Below are 24580 nucleotides of genomic sequence, written 5' to 3'. Positions count from 1 at the left end.
ATGAGTAACATCATGAAAAAGATTCTATTTACAAATATTTTATTTTTATTTGCTAGTTTCAGTTCTCTTCCTGCAGCCAACCTCTTTATCGAGGCAGAAAGTTTTGCTAAGAAAGGCGGTTGGGTAGTTGACCAACAGTTCATGGACCTGATGGGGTCTTCTTATCTGATGGCACATGGAATGGGTGAACCGGTAGAAGACGCACAAACAGAAGTGACCTTCCCGGAAAAAGGAACGTATTATGTATATGTACGGACATATAACTGGACTTCGCCTTGGAAAGATGGAGAAGGACCGGGAAAATTCAGCTTGTATGTCGGTAACAAGAAATTGGCTTCACCACTGGGGTGCGAAGGGAATACTTGGATGTGGCAAGCAGCCGGGAAAGTGACGATCAAGGATGTGAATACGGAACTGCGTTTGCATGACCTGACAGGCTTCAACGGGCGGTGTGATGCCATTTACTTCACAACCGAAGAAGGAGCCGTTCCTCCATCGGATGTAGCAGCCTTGGAAAAGTTTAGGCGGGAAAAGTTGAACCTTCCGGCAGAAGCTCCATTAGCCGGAGAATATGATTTGGTAGTCGTAGGTGCAGGTATTGCCGGAATGAGTGCCGCCGTTTCAGCTGCCCGCTTAGGTTGCAAGGTAGCCTTACTGAATGACCGTCCGGTAATAGGAGGCAACAACAGTTCGGAAATTCGCGTTCACTTGGGTGGACGTATCGAAGCCGGTCCTTATAAAGAATTAGGGAATTTACAGAAAGAATTTGGCCCGACTCGAGGTGGTAATGCTCAGCCAGCCGATTATTATGAGGATCAAAAGAAGATGGATTGGTTGTTGAAGGAAAAGAATGTTTCCTTATTCACCAATTATCGTGCGATCGCTGTAGAGAAAGAAGGAGATCGCATCACAGCTGTCATCGCTAAGCATATTGAGACAGGTGAAGAGAAACGTTTCGAAGCACCTTTATTCTCTGATTGTACAGGTGATGGAACCATCGGTTACTTGGCTGGTGCCGATTATCGGATGGGACGTGAAAGTCGGGATGAATTCGGAGAAAGTACAGCTCCGGAACAGGCGGATAAAATGACAATGGGTGCTTCCGTGCAATGGTATTCGGAAGACACAAAGAAGCCTTCTTCTTTTCCACAATTTGAATATGGAGTTGATTTCAATGAGAAGAATTGTGAAAAGGTAACAATGGGTGAATGGACTTGGGAAACGGGTATGAACTACGACCAGATCAAGGATTTCGAACGTATCCGAGACTATGGATTGATGGTGGTTTATTCCAACTGGAGTTATCTCAAGAATGAGATGAAGGAAAACGATGTCTATAAGAATAGAAAGCTGGCATGGGTGGCTTATATCTCCGGAAAACGGGAATCACGCCGGTTGATGGGCGATTATATTCTGAAAGAAGAAGACTTGCGGAAGCATGTGGTTCACGAAGACGGTTCGGCGGCTTCTACGTGGAGTATCGATTTGCATTATCCAGATCCGAAGAATACTGAGAATTTCCCCGGTCAGGAATTCAAGTCGATTGCCAAACATATCAACATTTATCCGTATCCGATTCCGTATCGCTGTCTGTATTCACGCAACATTGATAACTTGTTCATGGCTGGCCGGAATATCAGTGTGACACATGTCGCCTTGGGAACGGTACGTGTCATGCGAACAACCGGAATGATGGGCGAAGTAGTCGGCATGGCTGCTTCCATCTGTAAGAAATACCAGGTGAATCCGCGTGGTGTCTATCAGTCTCACTTGCCGGAATTGAAAGAGTTGATGAAAGAAGGTGTCGGACAGAAAGGTTTACCCAACAACCAGCAATATAATGAAGGAGGTACACTGAAAGAGAAGCCGGTCGTTCGGTAATATAACAAGTCATTCCAATAGCATAAGCCTGTTGCTCCCCGTAAACAAACGGAGAATAACAGGCTTATTTACTAAATATGATAGATGCTTCGCACAGATTTATTACCTTTGTATCTCTATTATCAACTCATTTATATAATTAATCATGAAAGATCAGCCTATGAAAACAAACAAATGGCTACTTACGCTGCCGGTGTTGGCATTGCCTTTCTACGCGTGCAACAACAAACAAGCACAGTCTGACGAGCAGACAGGGAAGAAACCGATGAACATTCTCTACATCATGTCGGACGATCATTCGTACCAAACAATCAGCGCGTATGATAACCGGTTTATCCAGACGCCTAATATCGACAGGATTGCCAACGAGGGTGTACGTTTTACCAACAGTTTTGTGGCCAATTCTATCAGTGGTCCCAGTCGGGCATGTATGCTGACAGGTAAACACAGTCATGCGAATGGCTTTACTGATAATAGCTCGACTTTCGACGGTAGTCAGCAGACGTACCCGAAGTTATTGCAGAAAGCAGGATACCAGACAGCAATTATCGGGAAATGGCACCTGACCTCCGCTCCTACCGGATTTGATTATTCGGAAATCCTGATCGGACAAGGTATTTATTACAACGCACCGTTTATCAAGAACGGCGAAGAGATTACCTCAAAAGGGTATGCGACGAATGTTATCACCGACAAAGCTATCGACTGGCTGGAGAACCAGCGTGACAAGAGCAAACCGTTCTGCCTCTTGCTTCATCACAAGGCTCCGCATCGTACCTGGATGCCGGATTTGCAAGATTTGGAGCTTTTCAGCGACAAGACTTTCCCGCTGCCGGATAACTTCTACGACGATTATGAAGGTCGTCAGGCGGCTGCAGTCCAAGAGATGAGCATCTTCAAGGATATGGATCTGGTCTACGATCTGAAGATGGCAGATAAAGAGAACGAAATCCATACGACAACCGGATTGGAAGAAGTAGGGCGCCACATGTACGACACCATGACACCCGAAGAGAAGAAGGCATGGGATGCTCACTACGATCCGATCATCCAGAAATTCAAGAAGGCGAATCTTTCCGGCAAGGCATTGGCTGAATGGAAATACCAACAGTACATGCGGGATTATCTGCGGGTGATCCATTCGGTGGACCGTAATATCGGTCGCGTACTGGATTATCTGGAGAAAGCCGGACTATTAGAGAACACAATGATTGTCTATACTTCCGACCAAGGTTTCTATATGGGCGAACATGGCTGGTTCGACAAACGCTTTATGTATGAAGAGTCGTTCCGTACACCGTTGCTGGTGCGTCTGCCGGGTGGTATTCATGGAGACGTGGATGCGTTCGTCCAAAATATCGATTATGCGCCGACCATTCTGGAACTGGCTGGTGTGGAAATTCCTAAAGACATACACGGTGAATCGTTCCTGCCGTTCCTGAAAGGAGAAAAACCTGCTCACTGGCGCGATGCCTTATATTATCACTTCTACGAATATCCGGCTGAACACGCAGTGAAGCGCCATTATGGTGTCCGCACAGATCGCTACAAGCTGATCCATTTCTACAACGACATCGATGCGTGGGAATTATACGACCTGCAGGAAGATCCGTCGGAAATGAAGAATCTTTACGGCCAGCCGGGTTACGAAGAGATTACCCGTCAGTTGGAAAAGAAACTGGTGGAACTGCAGCAGCAGTACCAGGATACCACAGCTTTGGCGTTGAATCACTTCTAAACGAAGAGAGGATAAAGGGTTGTTTGGATGTTGGTGGATTAATATTTACTTTTGTCTCATTCAATCAGAAGAAAGGAATCTCAATGAATACGATAAGTTTACAGTCTGAACAAAACGAACTGATTCGCCGAATTCTCGACGTGAAGGATCTTTCCTTGCTGAAGAAAGTAGAAGACTTGCTCAATGCAGAAGAGGCAAAAACCTCGAATGCAAATGAACCGTTAACTCCCTATATGTCTCGCCAAGAGATTGAGGCACATATTGAGCAAGCTTGCAAGGAAGCCAAGCTAATACAGGAAGGAAAGCTCCAGCCCATCAACGCGGAGGATTTACTGCATGAGCTGTAACATTATTGTAACCCCTGAATTTTCTCGTAGCCTGAAGAAGTTGGCTAAGCATTATAAATCGATGAAAGATGATTTTGCTTACTTGCTTGATCAGCTTCGAGAAAATCCTTGGATGGGAACGGATTTAGGTCAAGGACTTCATAAGATCCGTTTAAGCATCACTTCAAAAGGGAAAGGTAAAAGCGGAGGAGCTAGAGTTATTACATTGGTAACTGTACATACAGATGAAAACGATCAAGTACTATTATTGGCCATTTATGATAAATCCGAGCGCGAAAATCTGAGCGACAAAGAACTGAAGGATTTATTGTACCGTTATAGCCTATAAGAGTAAACATCTGAAAATAGGAATAATAAAATAGAGGCACGGAAACAAGGAGCCAAATTGAAACTCCTGTTTCCGTGCCTTTCTATATGATCAACTCTTCGTTCCCGCAAAGATCAAACCATCATTCCATTGAACGGGCGATGCCTAATTCCAAGCCGCGCAGCTCAGCCAAACCACGCAGACGACCGATACAGGAATAGCCCGGATTGGTTTTCTTCCGCAAGTCATCCACCATCTGATGACCGTGGTCCGGACGCACCGGGATAGAGACTTTCAGTCGTTGTTGTATCTCCAGCAAAGCCTTCATCATGCCATACATATCAACATCACCTTCCAGGTGATTGGCTTCGTAGAAGTTTCCTTCGGCATCCCGTTTCGTACTGCGCAAATGAACGAAATGAATCCGGTCGGCAAACTCATACATCATCGCAACCAGGTCATTGTCGGCACGCACGCCGAATGATCCGGTACAGAGACACAAGCCATTCGATTTGTTAGGCACTCTTTCTATCAGTTGACGGAAATCATCTGCCGTTGAAAGGATACGTGGCAGACCTAAAATCGGATAAGGCGGGTCATCGGGATGAATCACCAGATCAACACCTACTTCATCGGCCACCGGTGTTATTTCAGACAGGAAATAAACCAGATTATCACGCAACTTGTCGGCATCCACGTCTTTGTAACGATCCAATGCTTCTTGGAACTGTTCGAGGGTGAAGCTTTCTTCCGAACCGGGCAGTCCGGCGATCATGTTGCGCACCAGGCGCTGTTTCTCTTCCTCATCCATCTGTTCATAGCGGCGACGTGCTATTTCCTTATCCGCTTCCGAATATTCCTGTTCTGCCCCGGGGCGTTTCAGGATAAAAAGATCGAAGGCCAGGAAAGCTGCCCGTTCAAAACGCAAAGCTTTCGAACCATCGGGCATGGTATAAGCCAAGTCGGTACGTGTCCAGTCGAGGACCGGCATGAAGTTGTATGTCACACAACGGATCCCGCAGGTGGCCAGGTTCCGCAAGGTCTCTTTATAGTTATCAATATAACGCTGAAAATCGCCGGTCTGCGTCTTGATATGTTCGTGTACAGGGACACTTTCCACGACACTCCAGACTAAACCAGTTTCAGCAATCAGTTGTTGCCGTTTCCGGATTTCTTCTATACTCCAAACTTCTCCGTTGGGAATATGATGCAGCGCATGGACGATATCAGTGGCTCCGGCCTGCCGGATATCCCACAGACTGACCGGATCATTCGGTCCGTACCAGCGCCAGGATTGTTTACATAGATACATATTGGTAAGTTTTTGAATTAACTAAATAGAAAATGCATCGAAGCCGCCGTCAATAACGGTCAAAGTACCGGAAACGAAACGCGAAGCATCACTTGCCAGCCATTGCAGCGTACCCAGTAATTCTTCCGGCTCACCGAAACGCTTGAAAGGTGTATGAGCCAAGATGGTTTCTGCCCGCGGTGTCAAGCTTCCGTCCGGATTCGTCAATAAGGTCCGGTTCTGTTCGGTCAGGAAGAATCCCGGAGCAATAGCATTCACCCGCAGGCCCGGACCAAACTTCGTAGCCAATTCGCCGCACATATATTTCGTAAAGTTAATGACTGCTGCTTTCGCTACTCCATAGCCTGCCACCCGTGTAAGCGGACGTAATCCGGCTTCGGAAGCAATATTGATAATTGAGCCCTGCTTCTGCTCCACCATGGCACGGGCAAAAATCATCGTTGGTAAAACCGTTCCGAAGAGATTCAGATCCACCACTTGCCGCATAGCTTCCAAATCCAAATCGAAAAGGGTTTTGTCTGGAGCAATTGTTGCTCCCGGCATATTTCCTCCGGCTCCATTAATCAGCACATCAATCCGGCCAAAACGTTCCATGATGTCGGCATAATTCTGCTCCAGCCGCTCTTTATCGAGTACATTCGTTGTATAAAACACCGCTGTTCCTCCAGCTTTCACCGCTTCGTCGGCTAACTGATTCCCCACTTGTTCATTTCGGCCTAAAATCACCACTTTCGCTCCTTCTTCAGCAAAGTGGTGTACCATCGCCCGGCCCAATACACCGGTTGCTCCGGTGATGACGATTACTCTATCTTTTACATCAAACAGATTCATATTTTATTGCATTAATTCGTTTGTAAATTATCCATTTTCATTATCGCTACGAAAGCGGCCTAACTTACTCGTTTACAACGCCTATAATTCCAATCAAGAAGATCAGGCAACAACTCCTTAAAAAGCCGGCGTATTTTTCTCAAAAGCCGGCGTGTTTTTAGGAAAAGGTAGGCAGCTATTTAAATGAAATAAACGGGAATCGATTTTGATTCCTGTGAGTTTCATTTTCGGTTCTCGTTTATTTCAGAAAATGATTAACCACCGATAATCTTATATCTCGGTACTAACGTCTTCATGATGATCCAGCCCACCAGATAAGCTACCGAGCAAATACAGAAGATGATGAAGTATCCGGCCGGTTTCCCGACAAATCCCAGAAACTCCAACTGTACCTCATCGGCATAGACAAAGAGATTTCCGGCACATGCCTGCATCAACATCGAACTGACTCCGCCGGCCATACCACCAATTCCCGTCACTGTGGCAATCGCATTCTTCGGAAACATATCACTCACAGTCGTATAGATATTTGCAGACCAGGATTGATGCGCCGCACACCCGATACCGATCAAAATAACCGGGTACCAGGGAGAATACGTTCCCAGCGGCTGGGCAAACAGAACGACCAACGGAATGAAGGCAAAGATCAACATCGCTCTCATGCGCGCCTCATAAGGATTCGTTTTCATCCGCTTAATAAAAATCGTAGGAAGCTTTCCTCCATACAACGATAGCATGACGATGGCATATAAAGTAAAGATCAACGCCATTCCCAATCCTTCCGTTGTCTTGATTCCAAACTGAGTATTCAGATAGGAAGGTGTCCAAAAGAGGAAGAACCACCACACACCATCCGTACAGAATTTACCCAGCAAGAAAGCCCAAGTCTGCCGATAGCGGAAGCATTCCAACAAAGACATCTTCTTTTCATTAGCTTGATCCACATCCACCAAATCAGCTTCCAGTAACTTGTCCTGCCCGATGTATTCCAGTTCGGCGGCATTGACAAACCGGCTCTTCTCTGGCGGTGTATACATGAATACCCAAAATCCCATCCAAATGAAGCCTAATACACCTATGATAACGAATGATAATTCCCAGCCCCAATATTTAGCCAGCAACGGAATCGTCAACGGTGCAGCCAAAGCACCAATAGAAGCGCCCGCATTGAAAATAGAAGTCGCAAACGCCCGGTCGCGTTTCGGGAAATATTCGGCTGTCACCTTGACTGCCGCAGGGAAATATCCGGCTTCTCCAATAGCCAATACACAACGGGCTGCCAAAAAGAAATACATACTGAAGGTCGCGATCAAGACAGCCATATCACCCGTAGCCATCATCAATTGTGTCCGATCTTCAAGTCCGACACAGGCTTCTGTTGCCACACCACAAAAAGCATGCAGACAAGCGCCCAACGACCACACCCCGATCGACCACAAGAAACCGGCTTTCGTTCCCATCCAGTCGATTACCCGACCGGCAAACAACATTCCGATCGCATACACAATCGAGAAGGTAGCTGTAATCCGACCGTAATGGATTTCATTCCAATGAAATTCGGGTTTGATAAATTCATCCCAAGTCAAAGACAGCACCTGACGATCCAGGTAATTGATCGTCAGGGCCAGAAACATCATGATACAGATGGTCCATCTGTAATTTGTCATCTTCATTTCTCCGTGTTTGTTCATGTCGTTCCGATTAAAAGGTTAGCATTTGTTTTATCAACCTCTTGCCTGTCGGATAATATCCAAAGCAAACCGGCATTTCTCTGTAATATAATTCCAGTCCTGAGCCGCGATCCGATCTTTCGGGAAGAGTTTAGAACCCATTCCTACACAAGTCGTTCCCGCTTTCATCCAGGCTGTCAAATTCTCTTCCGTCGGTTCTACGGCACCTGTCGCCATAATCATCGACCAAGGAAGCGGTGCCTTGATATTCTTCACAAACGAAGGTCCGCCCACATTTCCCGCCGGGAAAATCTTTACCAGGTCACAACCCAACTCCTGTGCCTCGCCTATTTCCGTTACCGAACCACAGCCCGGCGTATAAGGCACCAAGTGACGATTACACAAACGCGCCACTTCCGGATTCAGGTACGGACCGACCACAAAGTTTGCCCCGTACTGTAAATAAAGGGCAGCTGTCGGAGCATCTACTACGGAACCAATACCCAAAATCATCTCCGGACATTCCCGACGAGAGAACTTCATCAGATCAATAAACACTTCCGACGCGAAGTCGCCCCGATTCGTAAACTCAAAAGCCCGGACGCCACCTTCATAACAAGCCTTCAATACCTGTCGAGCCACTTCGGCATCACTATGATAAAAGACCGGAACCATGCCCGTCTGTTGCATTGCCTGCAACACTTGTAATTTCGTAAATGCAGCCATTTGTTCTCCTTTCCTCTGTTAACGTGAAACCCGACCAGAGCCATCGCCCTTCATCAGATTCTCAACCTCTTTTACCGTTACTTCATTATAATCTCCATAAATCGTATGCTTCAGGCAAGAAGCCGCCACGGCAAAGTTCAATGCCTGCTGATCATCCTGCGGATATGTCAGCAAACCGTAAATCAGACCGCCCATGAAAGAATCACCACCGCCCACACGATCTACAATGTGCGTGATGTCATAGCGAGGCGACTGGAACAACTGTTTGCCGTCATACAAAACACCGCCCCATGTATTATGATTAGCATTGATTGAACCACGCAAAGTGATAATTACTTTCCGAGCACGCGGGAAACGTTGCATCAACTGTGTACATACACTTTCAAACTCAGCAGCATTCACTTCACCGGCAGTCGCCGTCACATCAAAACCTTCCGGCTTGATGCCGAATACTTTCTCTGCATCTTCTTCATTTCCGAGAATGATGTCACAACCTGCCACTAAATCCGGCATTACCTCTGATGCTTTCTTTCCATATTTCCACAGATTCTTCCGATAATTCAAATCGCAGGAAACCGGAATACCCAACCGATTGGCTGTCTGAATCGCTTCCAAGCAGACATCTGCTGCTCCCTGACTGATTGCCGGTGTAATTCCCGTCCAATGAAACCAGTCGGCACCGGCCAAAACCTGTTCCCAGTCAATCATACCCGGTTTAATTTCCGAGATAGCTGAATGAGCCCGGTCATATACAACCTTACTGGCGCGAGCTACAGCTCCGGTTTCCAGAAAATAAATACCCATACGGTCGCCTCCATAAACAATATGGTCGGTCTTAACTCCGTGTTTATGTAAATCTTTTACACAAGCGGCAGCAATATCATTCTCAGGCAAGCGAGTCACAAACTCAGCGTCCATTCCATAATTAGCCAATGATACAGCCACATTCGCTTCACCACCACCAAATGTGGCACTCAATTCATTCGTCTGACTAAAACGTAAATATCCGGGAGTTGCCAATCGAAGCATAATCTCACCGAAGGTTACTATCTTACCCATGTGTGTTCTAATTTATCCGTTAAAAGTTAAAATATCGTTTTGCATTATAATAAGAAATATCCGCTACCATCTGTTTCAGGAAATCCATTTCACTCCGTGGTAACTTTCCGGCCTCTATATCTTCGCCAATCAAGTTACACAAGATCCGACGGAAATATTCATGACGCGGATATGAAAGGAAGCTGCGTGAGTCCGTCAGCATTCCTACAAAACGGCTCAACAATCCCATAGCCGACAAGGCATTCATCTGCTTCCGCATCCCATCTTCCTGATCCAGGAACCACCAGCCCGAGCCTAACTGCATCTTTCCCGGAATAGTTCCGTCATTATATGTATAAGCCAATGTTGCCAGTACTTCATTATCCTTCGGGTTCAAGCTATACAAGATGGTTTTCGTCAGTTTACCAACCTGGTCAAGCCGGTTAAAGAAACGATGTCCTACGACCGAACAATTCACTTCCATAATGGCATCAAAACCCGTATCCGGTCCTAAAGCCTGAAACATACGGGTGGAACTGTTCCGGACAACACTGATATGATACTGTTGCACCCATCCTTTTTCCCAGTCCATGACAGCCAGTTCAAACAACAAAGCACTCCGGAAACGGCGAATCTCCGTTTCATCCAGTAACTTTCCGGCCATCACCTTCTTGAAGATCTGCTGAATTTCGGCTTCTGTATAATCATCTGCGTAGAAGTTATCCAAACCATGATCAGACAAACGACAACCCAAAGAGGCGAAATAATCATGTCGTTTCCGCAAAGCGGTCAATAAATCCGTATAGGATCGGATCTCCATATCAGCAGCCTGTCCTAACTTTTCTACATAAGCCCGATAAGACACCGGATTTTCTACGGCCAACACCTTATCCGGACGCCAGGCCGGATATACATAAGTTCCAAAAGGATGTTCCTGCAAATAACGGTGATGTTCCAAAGAGTCGATCGGATCATCCGTTGTACATACTACTTCTACCCGACAACGCTTCATCAGCGCCTGGGCACGAAAATCATCCGTCTGCAGCATATCCGTACAAGCTTCATAGATTTCGCGGGCAGTCTGCGGCTTCAGCAAGGTATCAATACCGAAAATACGACTTAACTCCAAATGAGTCCAATGGTATAAAGGATTCCGCATCGTATAGGGAACCGTTTCCGCCCATTTCTCAAACTTCTCATAATCGCTTCTGTTTCCGGTAATATATTCTTCCGTAATGCCATTGCCGCGCATGGCTCTCCATTTGTAGTGATCGCCACCCAGCCAGACCTCCGTCAGATTCTTAAACGAATGGTTTTCCGCGATCTGCTTAGGATCTAAATGACAATGATAGTCGATGATAGGCAACGACTCCGCACTGTCATGATATAATTCACGAGCCGACTCATTCGTCAGCATAAAATCTTTATTGATAAAACTCTCCATTTTTCCTGTATCTGATTTTCGTTAACAACAATCTTCAACCTTATTTATTCCTGAACTTCCAGGATATAAGAAGACAAACCTTCTACACGACCTTTCAGCATGCCTTTCTGCACTGTAAAAGAAACGTTATGCACAGCATCCGTATAAGAGCCATCAGGTAAACAAGTTTTCATAGAAATATCACCCGCTTCGCCCAAGTTGATCAAGGCCGCACCTTTTTTACCTCGTGCCACTTCCATCACCTTACCATCAGCCGAGTAATACAAGGTTTCCTTTTCACCCACCATTCGCTGGCGGAAATGATTAACAGCAACTACTTCCGGATGGAAGAAATTATCATTTCCACGCGGACCAATCCGGTTGTTACCCCAACGGTTCTCAGGAGATGAACCTGCTGGCCGGCTCAAGAACAAAGGAACACCTGATGCACGAGCAGCCACAATAGTCCAGCCACAACGAATCTGAGCATCCGTCAAGCCCGCCGATTCACCGGCATTACAATAGGTATCATGACTTTCCACCCACGTAATCAATTGTTTCGGATTAGCCGGATGATGCCATGATTTCAAGTCCACACCCGAAAAACTTCTATTTTCCAAAGCTTTCCGCAGCTCTCCACCATAATTACTGGCAGTCAGTCCGATGTATTTGGAATATTCTTTTTCCTTCACGTTCTTGTCTTGTAAAACTTCTCCATAAATGAAAAGCTCTTTGGAAGTATCCAGACGCAAACCATTCACAGCTTCCCGACCGGTAGCTATCTCCCAAAAGTTATTCCGGGGAGATTTTTCATCCTTCGGATCAGAAGGCAAGCCGATATGTTTGGCGGTATCATACCGGAAGCCGCCGGCACCGCAGGCGATCAGTTCGTTTACATATTTCATATAATAATACTGGAATAACGGATTCTCCGTATTTACATCCGGCAATCCGCCTACTCCACCCGTTGTACACTGAAAACGGTCGTTATAATCTTTTATCGGATTCAATCCGTTGGCATGATACAGTTGTTCTTGTCCGCCAACAGCCTCAATGAACTGCTGGGAAACAGCCGTTGTATCAAAAGCCGTATGATTGGGCAAAACATCCACCAATACCGTAATTCCATATTTCCGGGCTTCGGTAGTCATGGCAATAAAATCAGCTTTTGTTCCCAACTGATAATTCCCGATCGTCCATTCCACCGGCTGATAATGGTAATACCATTTCCCTTTTCCAAAGATTTCCAATCCGCCATCATCACCCACAAAACATTTATTGGCAGGTGAAGTCTGCACCATTGTAAATCCGGCATCCGCAATCTGCTTCATATTTTCCTTAATCGTCTGGAAGGACCAGCAGAACGCATGAAGAATCGCCCCATGTTGCTTATCTTTGGGCAGTGTTTCTTGTCCATACAAAGATAACGGCCAAGAAAACATTCCAAGCCACGTAGATATGACTGTGATAAAAAGCTTTTTAATATCCATATTTTCTATCTATATTTAACTAACAATGTTTCTGTGTTTCCAAATCTAACAAATTCCGCAGAGTAACTAAACTTGAATTTGCAGAAAAATAAGATTTTCCATATTCTAAATTAAACTTATAGTCAAAATCTGGCGGATTGTTTCCTTGGTTATGCTGCAAAATTGTCTCAGCCTTATCCAAGGCTTTTACCCAATGAGCTTCCTCTGTCTGATTTTCATTATATTCATTCCATATTGCCAATAAATCAGAACCTACCTCCTGAGGCAAAAGAGACAACATCCGTTCCATCGCCATTCTCTCTTTCGTATGTTTCTCTTGTTCATCAGGTAATAACAAAGCTGAAATATCCCCATCATACAACTCGCCCAGATCATGAATCAAACACATTTTCAGGATTTTCAAACCATCCAATTCCGGGAAGTCATTGATAAAAAGAACGGCTAATAAGGCTAATCTCCAAGAATGTTCAGCCGTACTTTCCTGCCTTCCGGAAGATGTCCAAGCCGTTCGCAATACAGATTTCAGCTTTTCTACTTCCTGTATAAAGTCTATATATTGTTTTAATCGTTCCATATCTATTTGACAAACTGAATTGCTGAACCTTTCGTTGTCGTAGCATCGATAATCGTCCGTGCTGAAACATCAATCTTATCCGATACGAACTCCGGAATATTATACGACCACATACTGTCTTCATAATAATCTCTGGTACGTTGGGGCAACATAAAAGGCTTTCCTACTTTGCCATCTTCTGATACGTATGCAAAGTAGGGCCGTGTATAAAGACCGTCATCCCGCCGGCTGCTGAATACAAACCAACGACTGTTGCCACTCCAGGAATGATAGCTCTCTACATCCGGACTGTTGACTTCCTCCAAACACCGGTGCTTGCCAGTCTTCAAGTCTACCCAATACAAATCAGCATCCTTATGCCAGATTGAGAAGTTTCCGTATCCGGATAACGTATATAACAGATAACGTCCATCCGGCGAGACACGGGGGAAGGAAACGCTTTTACCTTGTTGTTCTGCCGCATACAACGTATCTACCCGACTGCCGAATGTCCGCTTTTCCGGATCAAAGGAAATCGAACAAAGGCTGTATTTCACTTCCTGATAAGCATCCGGCATCGGTTTTGCCTGGGCTGTACAGAAATAAAGCGTCTTTCCATCAGCCGAAAATGTTGGAAACGTTTCAAATGCCTGATTAGAAAACAAGGCTGGCGCCGTAATCAATTCATGTTTCTCCGTATCGTAGACGACTACATCTGATTTCTCATCATAGACTTCAATCCGGTTCCGGTTATTCGGATGAAAGAACTGTTTCGTGATATTCGTCGAAAAAGCCACAAACCGTCCCCCGGGATGCCAGGAAGGATACACCAAAGACGATATGGTTTCTGGTGTTTCGGTATTGAGTTTCTCAACCGTTCCGTCTTTTACCAAATAGGTTCCACCTAATTTCTGACGCATGTGAAACAGGAAACAGTCTGCTTGCCGATTACAAAAGGAATGGCAATTCATACAGTTTTGATTGGTTTGCCGGTTTTCCAATACGGGCAACTCGTCGAATGTTTCCAGATTGCGCTGATAGATTCCCATGTTTTTCCATAATTCATAGCCCGGAGCTATTTTCCGATAAGCCAAATAAGCATCCATTGGTTCTGAAGCTACATAGATATCAAAAGCTTTGTACCCCATCCATTTGCCGTCTTCTTTAACAGACACCGATACTTCCAGGCTTTTTCCTTTTGCCTGTTGTAGCAATTCTTGCCAGGCTTTCAATGGTATCTGGAAAGTACTGTCTTTCAACCAGACCGATATGGAATGTTCTTGGAAAGCAAAAACGGCTACTGCTTCTTCCACAGAATCCCGCAGACCAAAATTCAGAGGAGCCACATTTACCGGAATAGTGACTTCCTTATAATCAGGATAAATAACCGGTGTTATCTCTTTTTGCTCGTCGATATGGGGCAAACTTGGCTGACAAGCAACCAAGCCCAACAAACATCCGATCAATAGGTATAAATATTTATTTCTCATCATTTGCTATTTTATAAGAAGCTTCCAACCTTCCTACTAGTTCTTTATTTAAATACAACATAATACCAATACGTATCACCAAACGACCGATACAACAGCCCGGCAAGTCCCCGATTATTTCGGTTGGCTAAAACCTGTTTCCGAAAATCAGCATATCGGCTTAAGACATCCTTATTCAAGGCATATTTGTCCAATCCTTCCGGATTCTTTTCATGGGCAACGATCAAAGCTTCCTGATAAGCCACGGGTAAATCAGGCAAAAGCGGAGTTCCCCAATAGCGGTCAATCAGATATTGAAAACTGGCCATGTCTTTCTTTAATAAATATGCTCCCATCAAATACTCGAAGGCTGTTTTGGCTTGAGCCGAATTGGCCAATATAGGAAGTTGCATGGCCGTCTCCAGTTGTTCACCGGCAACCTTTTGTTGGGTTGTATCTTCCGGAGACAACAATAACGAACGCTTACTACCTAATAACGGATCATTTTCTACCTCAGCATCATTGTAAAGGAATTTCCGTTGCTGCTTTGCCCACTCCCGATAAGTCCACGATTTCTCTAGCAAACGGATGTATTTTTCAGCAACTGCATACTCGCCATAAATTAAATTGGTCTGAACCAGCCGTTGGAGCAAACGGGCATTATAATTTCCACGGGCACAGGAATTACCTTCAAAAGCCAGTCGCTGCGACAAGGCGATATTTCCTGCCGTAAAATAAATATCACTCAACAATACCGAAACATCTTCTGTATGATTCCAATTCACTGCCAAAGCCTGCGGACCTTTGAACTGATAATCAAACATGGTATCTGCCAGTTTGCCTTGTTCGGCCAATGCACGGGCAAGGATATTCATATAAAGGAAATTCGTTATCTTACCCTGGCAATCGGCTTCTATTTTCTGCCATTGCCCGGTTCGGGAATAATAATCCAGCATCATATAACGGCGCATCTTTAATTCTCCAAAGCGAAGCGTCCCGACATAAAATACAGCTATCAAACAGACAAACAAAGCCACTGCAACCAGTCTTTTACTCTTCGTTGTTTTCAATGACCAATTATTTCGATGTAGAATCAGCGCATAGCCTGTCAACAGCCATACGCCCCACCATGAAAAATAAATAACCGATTTAGGCTCTAATAAATGATGATAATAAGCATCGGGTAAAAAGGCAAAACGGAAATCACTGATAACAGCTGTTCGCCATAAAACAAACAACAAACCGGCTGTTATCAATAAAGGAAACAGCGCCAACCATTTCTGCTTGTTTTTACGGACAACAATCTCATATAAAAACACCCAGACGGCAAATAATACGGAAGCAGCTCCTACCCACCAGACTAAAATCAATCCTCCTGCCGCTTCAAAAAGCAAGCGAACCCGATCCGATCGAATAGACAGACAAGTCCACGCACTTATGAGAACAAAGACTATCGACAGGACTCCTTGATACAGGTAGTTAAAATCAGCAATTACCCAAACCTGAGCCATAGCAACCAACCACCCTGTCATTGCCAAAATAGATGATCCACTTAGTTTACGTAAAATTTCACCCTGCACAAAAGCTATCAACGTCAATAGTATAGCAGTAATACAAGCTCCCGCGTATGGATAGGAAAAAAACTGAACCAAGAACTCAGACAACCACAGCGTCAGACCTCCGGGGTTCGGCAAGTTTTCCCAAAAGAAAGCCGCTTCAGCTAAAAACAACTGGCTCTGTTCGTTGAAAAAGAAAAGATAAGGATAGCAAACTTGTAGGAAAACGAACAAGGCAACTCCGGTTAATAGCCAAAACAACAATAATTTACGACTCATATTATATATTAGTATTTTTCATGTTTACAAGTGTCACAGCGAAATGTCACAGCAAATATATGATATTTATAGAAACGAAAAAGCGGAAGTCCCCTTTATTTTTCTCCAAATGGATATGATCTAATAGGTTGGCCTACCAGTAAATCTTTATTCGCCGTGGGCGAACATACGTTCATCGTCGGCGAATACATATTCGCAGTGAGCGAATATATATTCAGCATCGGCGAACAAAATATATCCAGTCGGTTTTTTCATTAAATGACATAAGGCAAAGAAATAGTTCCGCCTCTGAAATTACCTATTCATAGGTATTGATGAAACTAACGATATATCGTAACTTTGCACACGTTTGAGAACAGTATATTAAGATGAGACTATCAGAACTTCGTACAGGCGAAAAAGGAATTATCGTCAAAATTATGGGGCGCGGCGCTTTCCGCAAACGTATCATAGAAATGGGCTTTATCCGTGGAAAAGAAGTACAAGTCATTCAAAATGCCCCGTTGAAAGATCCTATTCATTATCGGATTATGGGATATGACGTTTCTCTCAGACGCCAGGATGCCGAACTCATCGAAGTTGTCAGTGCTGCCGAATTCGCAGCCGAACGTGAAAACCTCATTTTTGCCGATAAACCGGCAACTGACTACATCACTCCTTCGGACGATGAATTAAGAGAAATTGCCTACAATAAAGGAAAGACTATCAACGTTGCTTTGGTAGGAAACCCCAATTGCGGTAAAACGTCTTTATTCAATTTCGCATCAGGAGCTCATGAGCATGTCGGGAATTACAGCGGAGTAACCGTCGATGCCAAAGAAGGCGTATTCAAGCAAAACGGATATACGTTCCGGATTGTCGACTTGCCGGGTACGTATTCTTTATCGGCTTATACTCCGGAAGAGTTGTATGTACGAAAACATCTGAACGAAAACCAGCAACCGGATATTGTTATCAATGTCATTGATGCCTCCAATCTGGAAAGAAACTTATATCTGACAACCCAGTTGATAGACATGGACGTGCAAATGGTCATTGCCCTCAACATGTACGACGAACTGGAAAAAGCCGGTAATAAGTTTGATTATGAATCGCTGGCACGTATGATCGGTTGCCCAATTGTTCCGACCATCAGTAAGACAGGCTTTGGTATCGAAGAGTTATTCAACCGCGTTATCAAAGTGTATGAAGAAGAAGATCCCGTTGTCCGCCATATACATATCAACTACGGAGATATACTGGAAAAAGGTATTGCCAACATAAAACGCAGTATCCATAAAGTAGATAGTAATATGCCTAAAAGTATATCAAGGCGTTACCTGTCTATCAAGTTACTGGAAAACGATCAGGAAATAGAATCTCAGATACGGAAGTTTCCTGACGGTGAACAAATCATCCAAGAACGGAACCGCAACGCCGCCCAAATCGAAAATCTTTTGCAGGAAGACTGCGAAACGGCGTTGACAGATGCGCGTTATGGCTTCATCTCGGGAGCTTTGCGCGAGACCTTTGAACAGAACAAAATCAAGGAAGCGACCAGTACCCAGATTATAGACCTCTTCGTTACTCATAAAGTATTGGGATTTCCTATTTTCCTTCTTTTCATGTGGATCATGTTTGAAGCCACTTTCCGTTTAGGCGATTATCCCATGCAAGGCATTGAATGGCTGGTCGAAATGATCGGTAATTTTGTCCGTACCCACATGGCTGAAGGACCGCTCAAAGACTTGCTTGTTGATGGCATCATAGGTGGTGTCGGAGGCGTCATCGTCTTTTTACCCAATATCCTGATCCTATATGCTTTCATCTCCTTTATGGAAGATTCGGGCTATATGGCTCGTGCCGCTTTCATCATGGATAAGATCATGCATAAAATGGGCTTACATGGCAAATCATTCATCCCATTGGTTATGGGCTTTGGCTGTAATGTTCCGGCCGTAATGGCTACCCGAACCATTGAAAGTCGAAACAGCCGTATGATCACGATGCTGGTAACGCCTTTGATGAGTTGCAGCGCCCGACTTCCGGTTTATGTATTAATCACGGGAGCCTTATTCCCGAAAAATGCCAGTTTCGTATTACTTTCGTTATACGTCACCGGTGTTATCCTAGCCGTTATCTTAGCCCGGGTATTCAAACGTGCCTTCTTTCATGAAGAAGATGTTCCCTTTGTGATGGAGTTACCGCCCTATCGTATGCCTACAGGAAAATCCATTCTGCTCCATATGTGGGAAAAAGCCAAACAATATTTGCACAAGATGGGAGGCATCATCCTGGTTGCATCCATCATCATCTGGTTTTTAGGTTATTTCCCGAGGGAGACATCACGTACAGCTGATTTCAAACAACAAATAGCTTCCATCGAGAATACCCAGATAAGTCCGGAAGAAAAGGCCAAGCAATTACAAGAGATAGAACACCAGATGGCTATGGACCACCAGGAAAACTCTTATATCGGCCGCATCGGTCAAATCATTTCGCCCGTCATGGAACCGCTTGGTTTCAATTGGAAAATCAGTGTCAGCCTGTTATCCGGAATGGCAGCCAAAGAGATCGTTGTCAGTACGCTGAGTGTATTATACACCGGTAGCGACGACAGTGAACAAGCACTGACGGAACGATTGTTACAAGAAAAGAATCCAGACGGGACAGACGTCTTTACGCCCTTGGTCGGACTCAGTCTGATGTTGTTTGTCCTGCTTTACTTCCCTTGTATAGCTACAGTGACAGCCATCGTGAATGAATCCCATTCCTGGAAATGGGGCGCATTTGTCATTCTCTACACCTGCTGCCTGGCTTGGGTCGTATCCTTCTTAGTTTATCAAATCGGAAACATAATTATCAACTAACCATGTGGCAGGAAATAGCAGTTTATTTGATAGGATGTGTCACCATCTTTTGGATGGGACACAAAATCTATCGTTTTTTTACCCGTCCTATATCAGACAAATCAAGTTGCCAAAGTTGTCAGACTTGTCCACTCAAAAAACAAGGATGCCAAACTTCCTCACGCCAAACCAAGAAGTAGGACGATTTTTCCCTATTCTCAAGATGCGATCAAAAGAGATCATCTTTTTTCCTTATAGATTTCACACCCTTCACAGGAATAATTTGGCAATCAAAGCAATGAGTCCGTGTGTGAACCCCTAAAAGAAAAATCAGAATAGGAGAAAAGGATGAAAAAAACACACATTCTACTCCACTTTTATTGCTCAAGAAAATCAAAATCAAAACATAGGAGAATTGAGAACGAAGGTTTAGGTAATTGTTATTAAAGGAACACAGTTTTTTTAAAACATTTATTACTCACTCAGAAATATAATTATGTTTTTTGGTAGCCTCCCATCTATTTAATACATTTCCTCAAAATACTTATAAGCATTTCATAGATAACAAAAATATTTTGCTTAATATTGTAACAAACAAATTAAGATAAGAAACTAATCATGGCATATATATTTGCATTCATAATTAAAATATTGCTTTTTCAAACTAAAAGGCTTTCATATTTATGTCTTTTTATTACAAGCTTTTTATTCTCATGTTCGCATGCTGACGACATTGATTGGGAAGTAAAAAAGAGTATAAATGATTCTATATATGCTATTAATAATAAACTAGCAAAAGAACGCATGGCTAAAATTGAATCACAATATAACGTGAAAGGTTGTTTCAAACTCGTACATATTTCAGATCCACACTTATCCGATTTTTCTGAAAGTAATCATTACTCTTATCCTATAAATCTAATACAATCTGTAAAATTTGCCAATCAAGCAGATTTAAACATTAATGCAATGGTGGCTACGGGAGATTTTATATCCAATCATAAAGATAAAGACATTGCCATTAAGTATTTACGGTCATTCACGCAATACTTCTATAGCAATAACAATATACCATCCTATATTTGCACAGGCAATCACGACTCAAATATTATTGATTCATCTTTTTCTACATATATCACAGCTTCTGAAATCTATCAAAATTTATCCTCTATATCTTGTTTTGGTTTAAGAAGTCAAAAAGCTAATAAGAATTATTTTTATACAGACATTCCTAATCCCCTAGGAGGCTATATTCGGATCATATCTTTAGATATGCTTGATCAAACGGAGCAAAAATACAACACCGTATATTATGCTTCTTACACGCAGGAACAGATCAATTGGCTAGGAAATATTGCTCTAAAAAAAGGTCTGTCTAATCAACATAATGTCATTATCCTAAATCATTATCCATTTCAACCTCACTCGGATAACTCCACTACATATCTATGTGACGGAGATTTTATCCATAATTGGAACATGATTCCTGATATTGTTGAAGCATTCCGCAATCATACCACAATTAAATCAATCTATAAAAATAAATTATCCACGAATGATAGTATTTCTGTCAATTTCGACTTCACGAACTCTAGCGGGAAATTTATCTGTTATTTAGGAGGACATGCTCATTGTTTTGCTTATTTCAATGTTTTAGGAGTAAGTATCCCTACTTCATTACCTCACCAACAGATGATTTTATGTTCAAATCAAGCGCCTAAAGATGCAGGTATTGTATATAACCGGGTCAAAAGAGAAGAAGACTCAATATCTAGTAATAGTTTCAATATATATTATATAGACACTTTAAATGAAAAAATATATATAACTTTTTTTGGGGCGTACCAGCCAGATAATGATCCTTCCTTCCCAGAAGTCATTGTTTTACCTTACAACTAAACTTTAAAAGAACTTATTTCAAAAAATAGCATTATCTTTGTTTCCGCATCAAAACAACATATAATTACACATCGCGTTATATATTCAAAAACGATCTGATATGCTACAACAGTTCATAAACAAGCATTATTTCGAATTATTTGTCTTCACACTCATTCTAGGTCTCCTTCTGTATGGGACTATTGGATTTGATGGAATAGACGAAATATGTGCCTTTTTATTATTTATATTCATGCTCTTTGGTGTATTTCACACAAAAGATTGGAGATTTAATAAGCCTTTTTTGGTGACAATTGGTATCTTTTTATTCTACACAATCTATTCAATACTCATAAACAGTAATGTTAAACAAGCCATCATCAAGGATCTTATCATTGAATTTAAACCTTACTTAGCTTTTTTTGGAACATACCTTTTATATCCTAGTTTTTCTGACAGGCAAAAAAGTCTTTTGAGAATCATTTGCATAGGTTTTTGGTTTCTGTTACTAGGGCTTGGATTCATGACACTATATGACAAGTTTATCATCAATACTGTCATGTTTCATAATTCGTATTTTGCAGCATGTATTATAGCTTTATCTTTAATTGTTCTATTCTGTGGAAGCGATACATTGAGAGACAAACTTGTATTCATAGTAATGTTATCAGCAGGCCTTTTTTCCACTAGATCCAAATTTTATGGTTTCTTTCTAATATCCGTCATTCTTATATTAATAGCGCCCAAGCTTAAAGATTTTAAAATAAATATCAAAACAATTCTATTTGGCATTATAGTGATAGGATTATTGATATTAGTTGGATGGAATAAGTTGGATCTATATTTTGCTGTAGGAGGAACTGAAGAAGACATTCAATCAGGTCTTGTTGCCCGAATGATGTTATACAAAACATCTTTAGAAGTTCTAGTTGATTATTTTCCATTTGGACCAGGATTCGCTAGTTTCGCTTCTTATGCATCAGGTGTCTATTATTCTGATTTATATTATAAATATGGACTTGACGGCGTTTGGGGGATTAACAAAATTGACTATAGTTATATAGCTGACACTTATTATCCTTGTTTAACTCAATTTGGAGTAATTGGAATACTTTTATTTTTTTATTTCTTTTGGTATTTAATACAGAAATCATATTCTTTATACATACAAAATCTACAAGAAAAATACTTAGTAATCACTCTGCTTATCATAGGCTTTTTCCTGATAGAAAGTATTGCAGATGCTACATTCACCAGTCATCGAGGATATTTTTTAATGATGTTATTAGGGGTAGTCATTGCAGAACAAAAGCAAGTAACAGATAAAATTGTACAAAAATGAAAATAGCTTTTTTGTTTTCAACATTAGAAGGTTACGGGCTAGTAAAAATAGCTTTTACACTCATAAAAGAACTTAAAGCCAATTATCCCGTAGAAATACATGCTATTACGCTTTCCAAGGAGCCACAAAATAGTATGATAGATGCTTTCAAACGAGAAAATATTCCTGTACATTCTTTGAACATGTCTCGTTTAAAAGGTATGTTCTGTGCTCAAAAAGCGTTAGCCCAACTTGTAAATAAAGAGCATTTCGATATAATGCACTCTCATGGTTTCAGAGCAAACTTAATACACCACCAAATTAAAAAATTAATACCACAGACAAAGGAGGTAATGACAATTCATTTAGATCCTAAAGATGATGCAAAACATCCTTTAGGACCTTTATTTTCTTTGTGGAGAACTAATAAACATACGAACATTATTAGAGAAGCAGATAATACTGTTGCTTGTTCTAAAAGTATTTCTAAATCTTTAGAAAAATACAATATACATATATCCGCTATCCAAAATGGGATTGAAATACCTTCTCTACAATGTGACAAAAAGGCATTAGAAAAATTAAAAGAAGAGCTTGGTATAAGAGAAAAAGTTATATCTATAGTTATGTCTGGATTACATCCTAGGAAAAATATTAAAACAATTATACAAGTTTATAATAAACTAGGCAATAATTACCCCTTATTAATTATTGGAGAAGGATCCGCTAAAAAAGAATTAGAAGAATCAGCGAACTCCAATATTCTTTTTTTAGGGTTTAAGAAGGATATCATTCCATATCTTCAAATTGCAGATTTATACATTTCAGCTTCATATTCAGAAGGCTTACCGCTATCTGTTATGGAAGCAATGAGTAATCAGGTTATACCTATACTATCATCAATAGACCCTCATAAAGAAATTGTGCAAAACAGTTGTTTTGAAAATTATTTATTTGACTGTAATGATACAGATACCTTATATAAAATCTGTCTTTCACTATTAAATCAAAAAAACGAAGTGAACGACTTAAAAGAGGTTGCTAGAAAGATTATTATCGATCAGTTTTCAGCACAAAGAATGGCAAAAGATTATTATCAATTTTATTTATCATGCAAATAATGAATCCTATTATTTCAATTATCACTGTAACAATGAATCATCTTCCTCTTCTAGAGAAGATGTTACATTCTTTATATATTGACAATCCACCTAAAGTTAATTTTGAACTAATCCTTGTTGATAATTGTTCAACAGATAATACTGAAGAATTTATAAGAACCCATTATCCACAAATCCGCTACTACAAAAATGATAAAATAGCAGGATTTGCAGCCAATAACAATAAAGCAGCTTCCTATGCAAAAGGAGAATATATATTAATACTAAATCCGGATATTATCCTTTTAAAGGATAGCATAGATACGCTTTATCAATATCTGCAAGACCACCAAGAAGTTGGTATTATTGCCCCTCAGTTATTAAATACAGATTTATCCATACAACATTCGGTAAGAACATTTATTTCTCCCCCAATTTTAATGGCTAGAATTTTCACCAAAGGGAACGATAATAGTACCAATCATTATGTAAAGCAATATTTAATGACAGAACTCTCACCAACAAGTCCAAGTGATGTAGATTGGTGTATGGGAGCAGCACTTCTTTTAAAGAATTCATTTTATCAGCAATTAAACGGATTTGATGAAGGCTTTTTCTTATATGTTGAAGATATGGACATATGCCACCGATGTTGGAAACTAGGGAAGAAAGTTATTTATTTACCTTCAAGCAAAATGATTCATGCGCATCAAAGATCATCGCAAAAAATAAATAGAAAAACATTGTTACATTTAAAAAGCATGTTATATTTTTTCAGAAAAAACAGATTTAAAATTAATAGATAAAAAGAGGCATGCCCGGGTAAATCGGAC

General features: G+C 41.9%; 19 protein-coding genes. 9 read left to right on the top strand and 10 right to left on the bottom strand.

Annotated features, from left to right (window positions below):
* Positions 1-12: 12 nt before the first annotated feature.
* The 4 genes from MUN53_RS02190 (at position 13) to MUN53_RS02175 (ending at position 4294) form a co-directional block, all read left to right on the top strand.
* Positions 13-1881, top strand: a complete 1869-nt coding sequence (locus MUN53_RS02190; protein ID WP_243323243.1) for an FAD-dependent oxidoreductase — start codon at positions 13-15, stop codon at positions 1879-1881.
* 160 nt (positions 1882-2041) lie between these two features.
* Entirely contained in the window at positions 2042-3619 is a 1578-nt protein-coding gene (locus tag MUN53_RS02185) for a sulfatase family protein (RefSeq protein WP_243323241.1), read from the top strand.
* Between the two features lie 83 nt (positions 3620-3702).
* A complete protein-coding gene (locus MUN53_RS02180; RefSeq protein WP_243323239.1) occupies positions 3703-3966 on the top strand; it encodes a hypothetical protein in 264 nt (87 codons plus the stop codon).
* A complete protein-coding gene (locus tag MUN53_RS02175; RefSeq protein ID WP_243323237.1) occupies positions 3956-4294 on the top strand; it encodes a type II toxin-antitoxin system RelE/ParE family toxin in 339 nt (112 codons plus the stop codon). Before MUN53_RS02180 ends, MUN53_RS02175 begins: the two co-directional genes overlap by 11 nt.
* 121 nt (positions 4295-4415) lie before the next feature.
* On the opposite strand, the gene uxuA is transcribed toward MUN53_RS02175, so the two are convergent.
* The 10 genes from uxuA to MUN53_RS02125 all read right to left on the bottom strand — a co-directional run bounded on the left by uxuA (position 4416) and on the right by MUN53_RS02125 (position 16620).
* Positions 4416-5585: a mannonate dehydratase gene (uxuA, locus tag MUN53_RS02170; protein WP_243323236.1), complete on the bottom strand. Its 1170-nt coding sequence runs from the start codon at positions 5583-5585 to the stop codon at positions 4416-4418.
* Positions 5586-5606: 21 nt separating this feature from the next.
* A complete protein-coding gene (locus MUN53_RS02165) occupies positions 5607-6416 on the bottom strand; it encodes an SDR family oxidoreductase (RefSeq protein ID WP_243323235.1) in 810 nt (269 codons plus the stop codon).
* Between the two features lie 254 nt (positions 6417-6670).
* Positions 6671-8107, bottom strand: a complete 1437-nt coding sequence (locus MUN53_RS02160) for an MFS transporter (protein WP_243323234.1) — start codon at positions 8105-8107, stop codon at positions 6671-6673.
* A gap of 33 nt (positions 8108-8140) precedes the next feature.
* On the bottom strand, positions 8141-8812 hold the full coding sequence (locus MUN53_RS02155) for a bifunctional 4-hydroxy-2-oxoglutarate aldolase/2-dehydro-3-deoxy-phosphogluconate aldolase (protein ID WP_243323233.1): 672 nt from the start codon (positions 8810-8812) through the stop codon (positions 8141-8143).
* A gap of 18 nt (positions 8813-8830) precedes the next feature.
* Complete coding sequence (locus MUN53_RS02150) at positions 8831-9871, bottom strand: sugar kinase (protein WP_243323232.1); 1041 nt, start codon at positions 9869-9871, stop codon at positions 8831-8833.
* Positions 9872-9890: 19 nt separating this feature from the next.
* Positions 9891-11294, bottom strand: coding sequence for a glucuronate isomerase (gene uxaC / locus MUN53_RS02145; RefSeq protein WP_243323231.1), 1404 nt, complete (start codon positions 11292-11294; stop codon positions 9891-9893).
* A gap of 44 nt (positions 11295-11338) precedes the next feature.
* Positions 11339-12604 carry an alpha-amylase family glycosyl hydrolase gene (locus tag MUN53_RS02140; protein ID WP_243323230.1) on the bottom strand — a complete coding sequence of 422 codons (1266 nt, stop codon included), beginning with the start codon at positions 12602-12604 and terminating at the stop codon, positions 11339-11341.
* A gap of 178 nt (positions 12605-12782) precedes the next feature.
* Positions 12783-13337, bottom strand: a complete 555-nt coding sequence (locus MUN53_RS02135) for an HD domain-containing protein (protein WP_243323228.1) — start codon at positions 13335-13337, stop codon at positions 12783-12785.
* 2 nt (positions 13338-13339) lie between these two features.
* Positions 13340-14806 (bottom strand): TolB family protein, encoded by a 1467-nt coding sequence (locus tag MUN53_RS02130; protein WP_243323292.1) that lies wholly within the window; start codon positions 14804-14806, stop codon positions 13340-13342.
* A 44-nt stretch (positions 14807-14850) separates the two neighbouring features.
* Positions 14851-16620: a DUF6057 family protein gene (locus tag MUN53_RS02125; protein ID WP_243323227.1), complete on the bottom strand. Its 1770-nt coding sequence runs from the start codon at positions 16618-16620 to the stop codon at positions 14851-14853.
* Positions 16621-16988: 368 nt separating this feature from the next.
* Between MUN53_RS02125 and feoB the strand changes: the two genes are divergently transcribed.
* The 5 genes from feoB to MUN53_RS02100 all read left to right on the top strand — a co-directional run bounded on the left by feoB (position 16989) and on the right by MUN53_RS02100 (position 24553).
* On the top strand, positions 16989-19469 hold the full coding sequence (gene feoB, locus MUN53_RS02120; RefSeq protein ID WP_243323225.1) for a ferrous iron transport protein B: 2481 nt from the start codon (positions 16989-16991) through the stop codon (positions 19467-19469).
* Positions 19470-20066: 597 nt separating this feature from the next.
* Positions 20067-21347 carry a metallophosphoesterase family protein gene (locus MUN53_RS02115; protein ID WP_243323224.1) on the top strand — a complete coding sequence of 427 codons (1281 nt, stop codon included), beginning with the start codon at positions 20067-20069 and terminating at the stop codon, positions 21345-21347.
* 100 nt (positions 21348-21447) lie between these two features.
* On the top strand, positions 21448-22668 hold the full coding sequence (locus tag MUN53_RS02110) for an O-antigen ligase domain-containing protein (protein ID WP_243323222.1): 1221 nt from the start codon (positions 21448-21450) through the stop codon (positions 22666-22668).
* A complete protein-coding gene (locus MUN53_RS02105; protein ID WP_243323221.1) occupies positions 22665-23768 on the top strand; it encodes a glycosyltransferase family 4 protein in 1104 nt (367 codons plus the stop codon). Before MUN53_RS02110 ends, MUN53_RS02105 begins: the two co-directional genes overlap by 4 nt.
* Complete coding sequence (locus MUN53_RS02100; protein ID WP_243323220.1) at positions 23759-24553, top strand: glycosyltransferase family 2 protein; 795 nt, start codon at positions 23759-23761, stop codon at positions 24551-24553. The genes MUN53_RS02105 and MUN53_RS02100 overlap by 10 nt, the downstream gene beginning before the upstream one ends.
* The last annotated feature ends 27 nt before the right edge of the window (positions 24554-24580 follow it).

This window comes from Parabacteroides faecalis, from assembly GCF_022809355.1.
Lineage (GTDB): Bacteria > Bacteroidota > Bacteroidia > Bacteroidales > Tannerellaceae > Parabacteroides > Parabacteroides faecalis.
The sequence above is the reverse complement of the archived record's forward strand: the minus strand, read 5'-3'. Positions and strand labels throughout refer to the sequence as shown.

Excerpts from the sequence above, each read along its gene's own strand:
- MUN53_RS02190 (WP_243323243.1), top strand. The coding sequence starts at position 13 with ATGAAAAAGATTCTATTTACAAATATTTTATTTTTATTTGCTAGTTTC.
- MUN53_RS02185 (WP_243323241.1), top strand. The coding sequence starts at position 2,042 with ATGAAAACAAACAAATGGCTACTTACGCTGCCGGTGTTGGCATTGCCT.
- MUN53_RS02180 (WP_243323239.1), top strand. The coding sequence starts at position 3,703 with ATGAATACGATAAGTTTACAGTCTGAACAAAACGAACTGATTCGCCGA.
- MUN53_RS02175 (WP_243323237.1), top strand. The coding sequence starts at position 3,956 with ATGAGCTGTAACATTATTGTAACCCCTGAATTTTCTCGTAGCCTGAAG.
- uxuA (WP_243323236.1), bottom strand. The coding sequence starts at position 5,585 with ATGTATCTATGTAAACAATCCTGGCGCTGGTACGGACCGAATGATCCG.
- MUN53_RS02165 (WP_243323235.1), bottom strand. The coding sequence starts at position 6,416 with ATGAATCTGTTTGATGTAAAAGATAGAGTAATCGTCATCACCGGAGCA.
- MUN53_RS02160 (WP_243323234.1), bottom strand. The coding sequence starts at position 8,107 with ATGAACAAACACGGAGAAATGAAGATGACAAATTACAGATGGACCATC.
- MUN53_RS02155 (WP_243323233.1), bottom strand. The coding sequence starts at position 8,812 with ATGGCTGCATTTACGAAATTACAAGTGTTGCAGGCAATGCAACAGACG.
- MUN53_RS02150 (WP_243323232.1), bottom strand. The coding sequence starts at position 9,871 with ATGGGTAAGATAGTAACCTTCGGTGAGATTATGCTTCGATTGGCAACT.
- uxaC (WP_243323231.1), bottom strand. The coding sequence starts at position 11,294 with ATGGAGAGTTTTATCAATAAAGATTTTATGCTGACGAATGAGTCGGCT.
- MUN53_RS02140 (WP_243323230.1), bottom strand. The coding sequence starts at position 12,604 with ATGAAGCAGATTGCGGATGCCGGATTTACAATGGTGCAGACTTCACCT.
- MUN53_RS02135 (WP_243323228.1), bottom strand. The coding sequence starts at position 13,337 with ATGGAACGATTAAAACAATATATAGACTTTATACAGGAAGTAGAAAAG.
- MUN53_RS02130 (WP_243323292.1), bottom strand. The coding sequence starts at position 14,806 with ATGAGAAATAAATATTTATACCTATTGATCGGATGTTTGTTGGGCTTG.
- MUN53_RS02125 (WP_243323227.1), bottom strand. The coding sequence starts at position 16,620 with ATGAGTCGTAAATTATTGTTGTTTTGGCTATTAACCGGAGTTGCCTTG.
- feoB (WP_243323225.1), top strand. The coding sequence starts at position 16,989 with ATGAGACTATCAGAACTTCGTACAGGCGAAAAAGGAATTATCGTCAAA.
- MUN53_RS02115 (WP_243323224.1), top strand. The coding sequence starts at position 20,067 with ATGGCATATATATTTGCATTCATAATTAAAATATTGCTTTTTCAAACT.
- MUN53_RS02110 (WP_243323222.1), top strand. The coding sequence starts at position 21,448 with ATGCTACAACAGTTCATAAACAAGCATTATTTCGAATTATTTGTCTTC.
- MUN53_RS02105 (WP_243323221.1), top strand. The coding sequence starts at position 22,665 with ATGAAAATAGCTTTTTTGTTTTCAACATTAGAAGGTTACGGGCTAGTA.
- MUN53_RS02100 (WP_243323220.1), top strand. The coding sequence starts at position 23,759 with ATGCAAATAATGAATCCTATTATTTCAATTATCACTGTAACAATGAAT.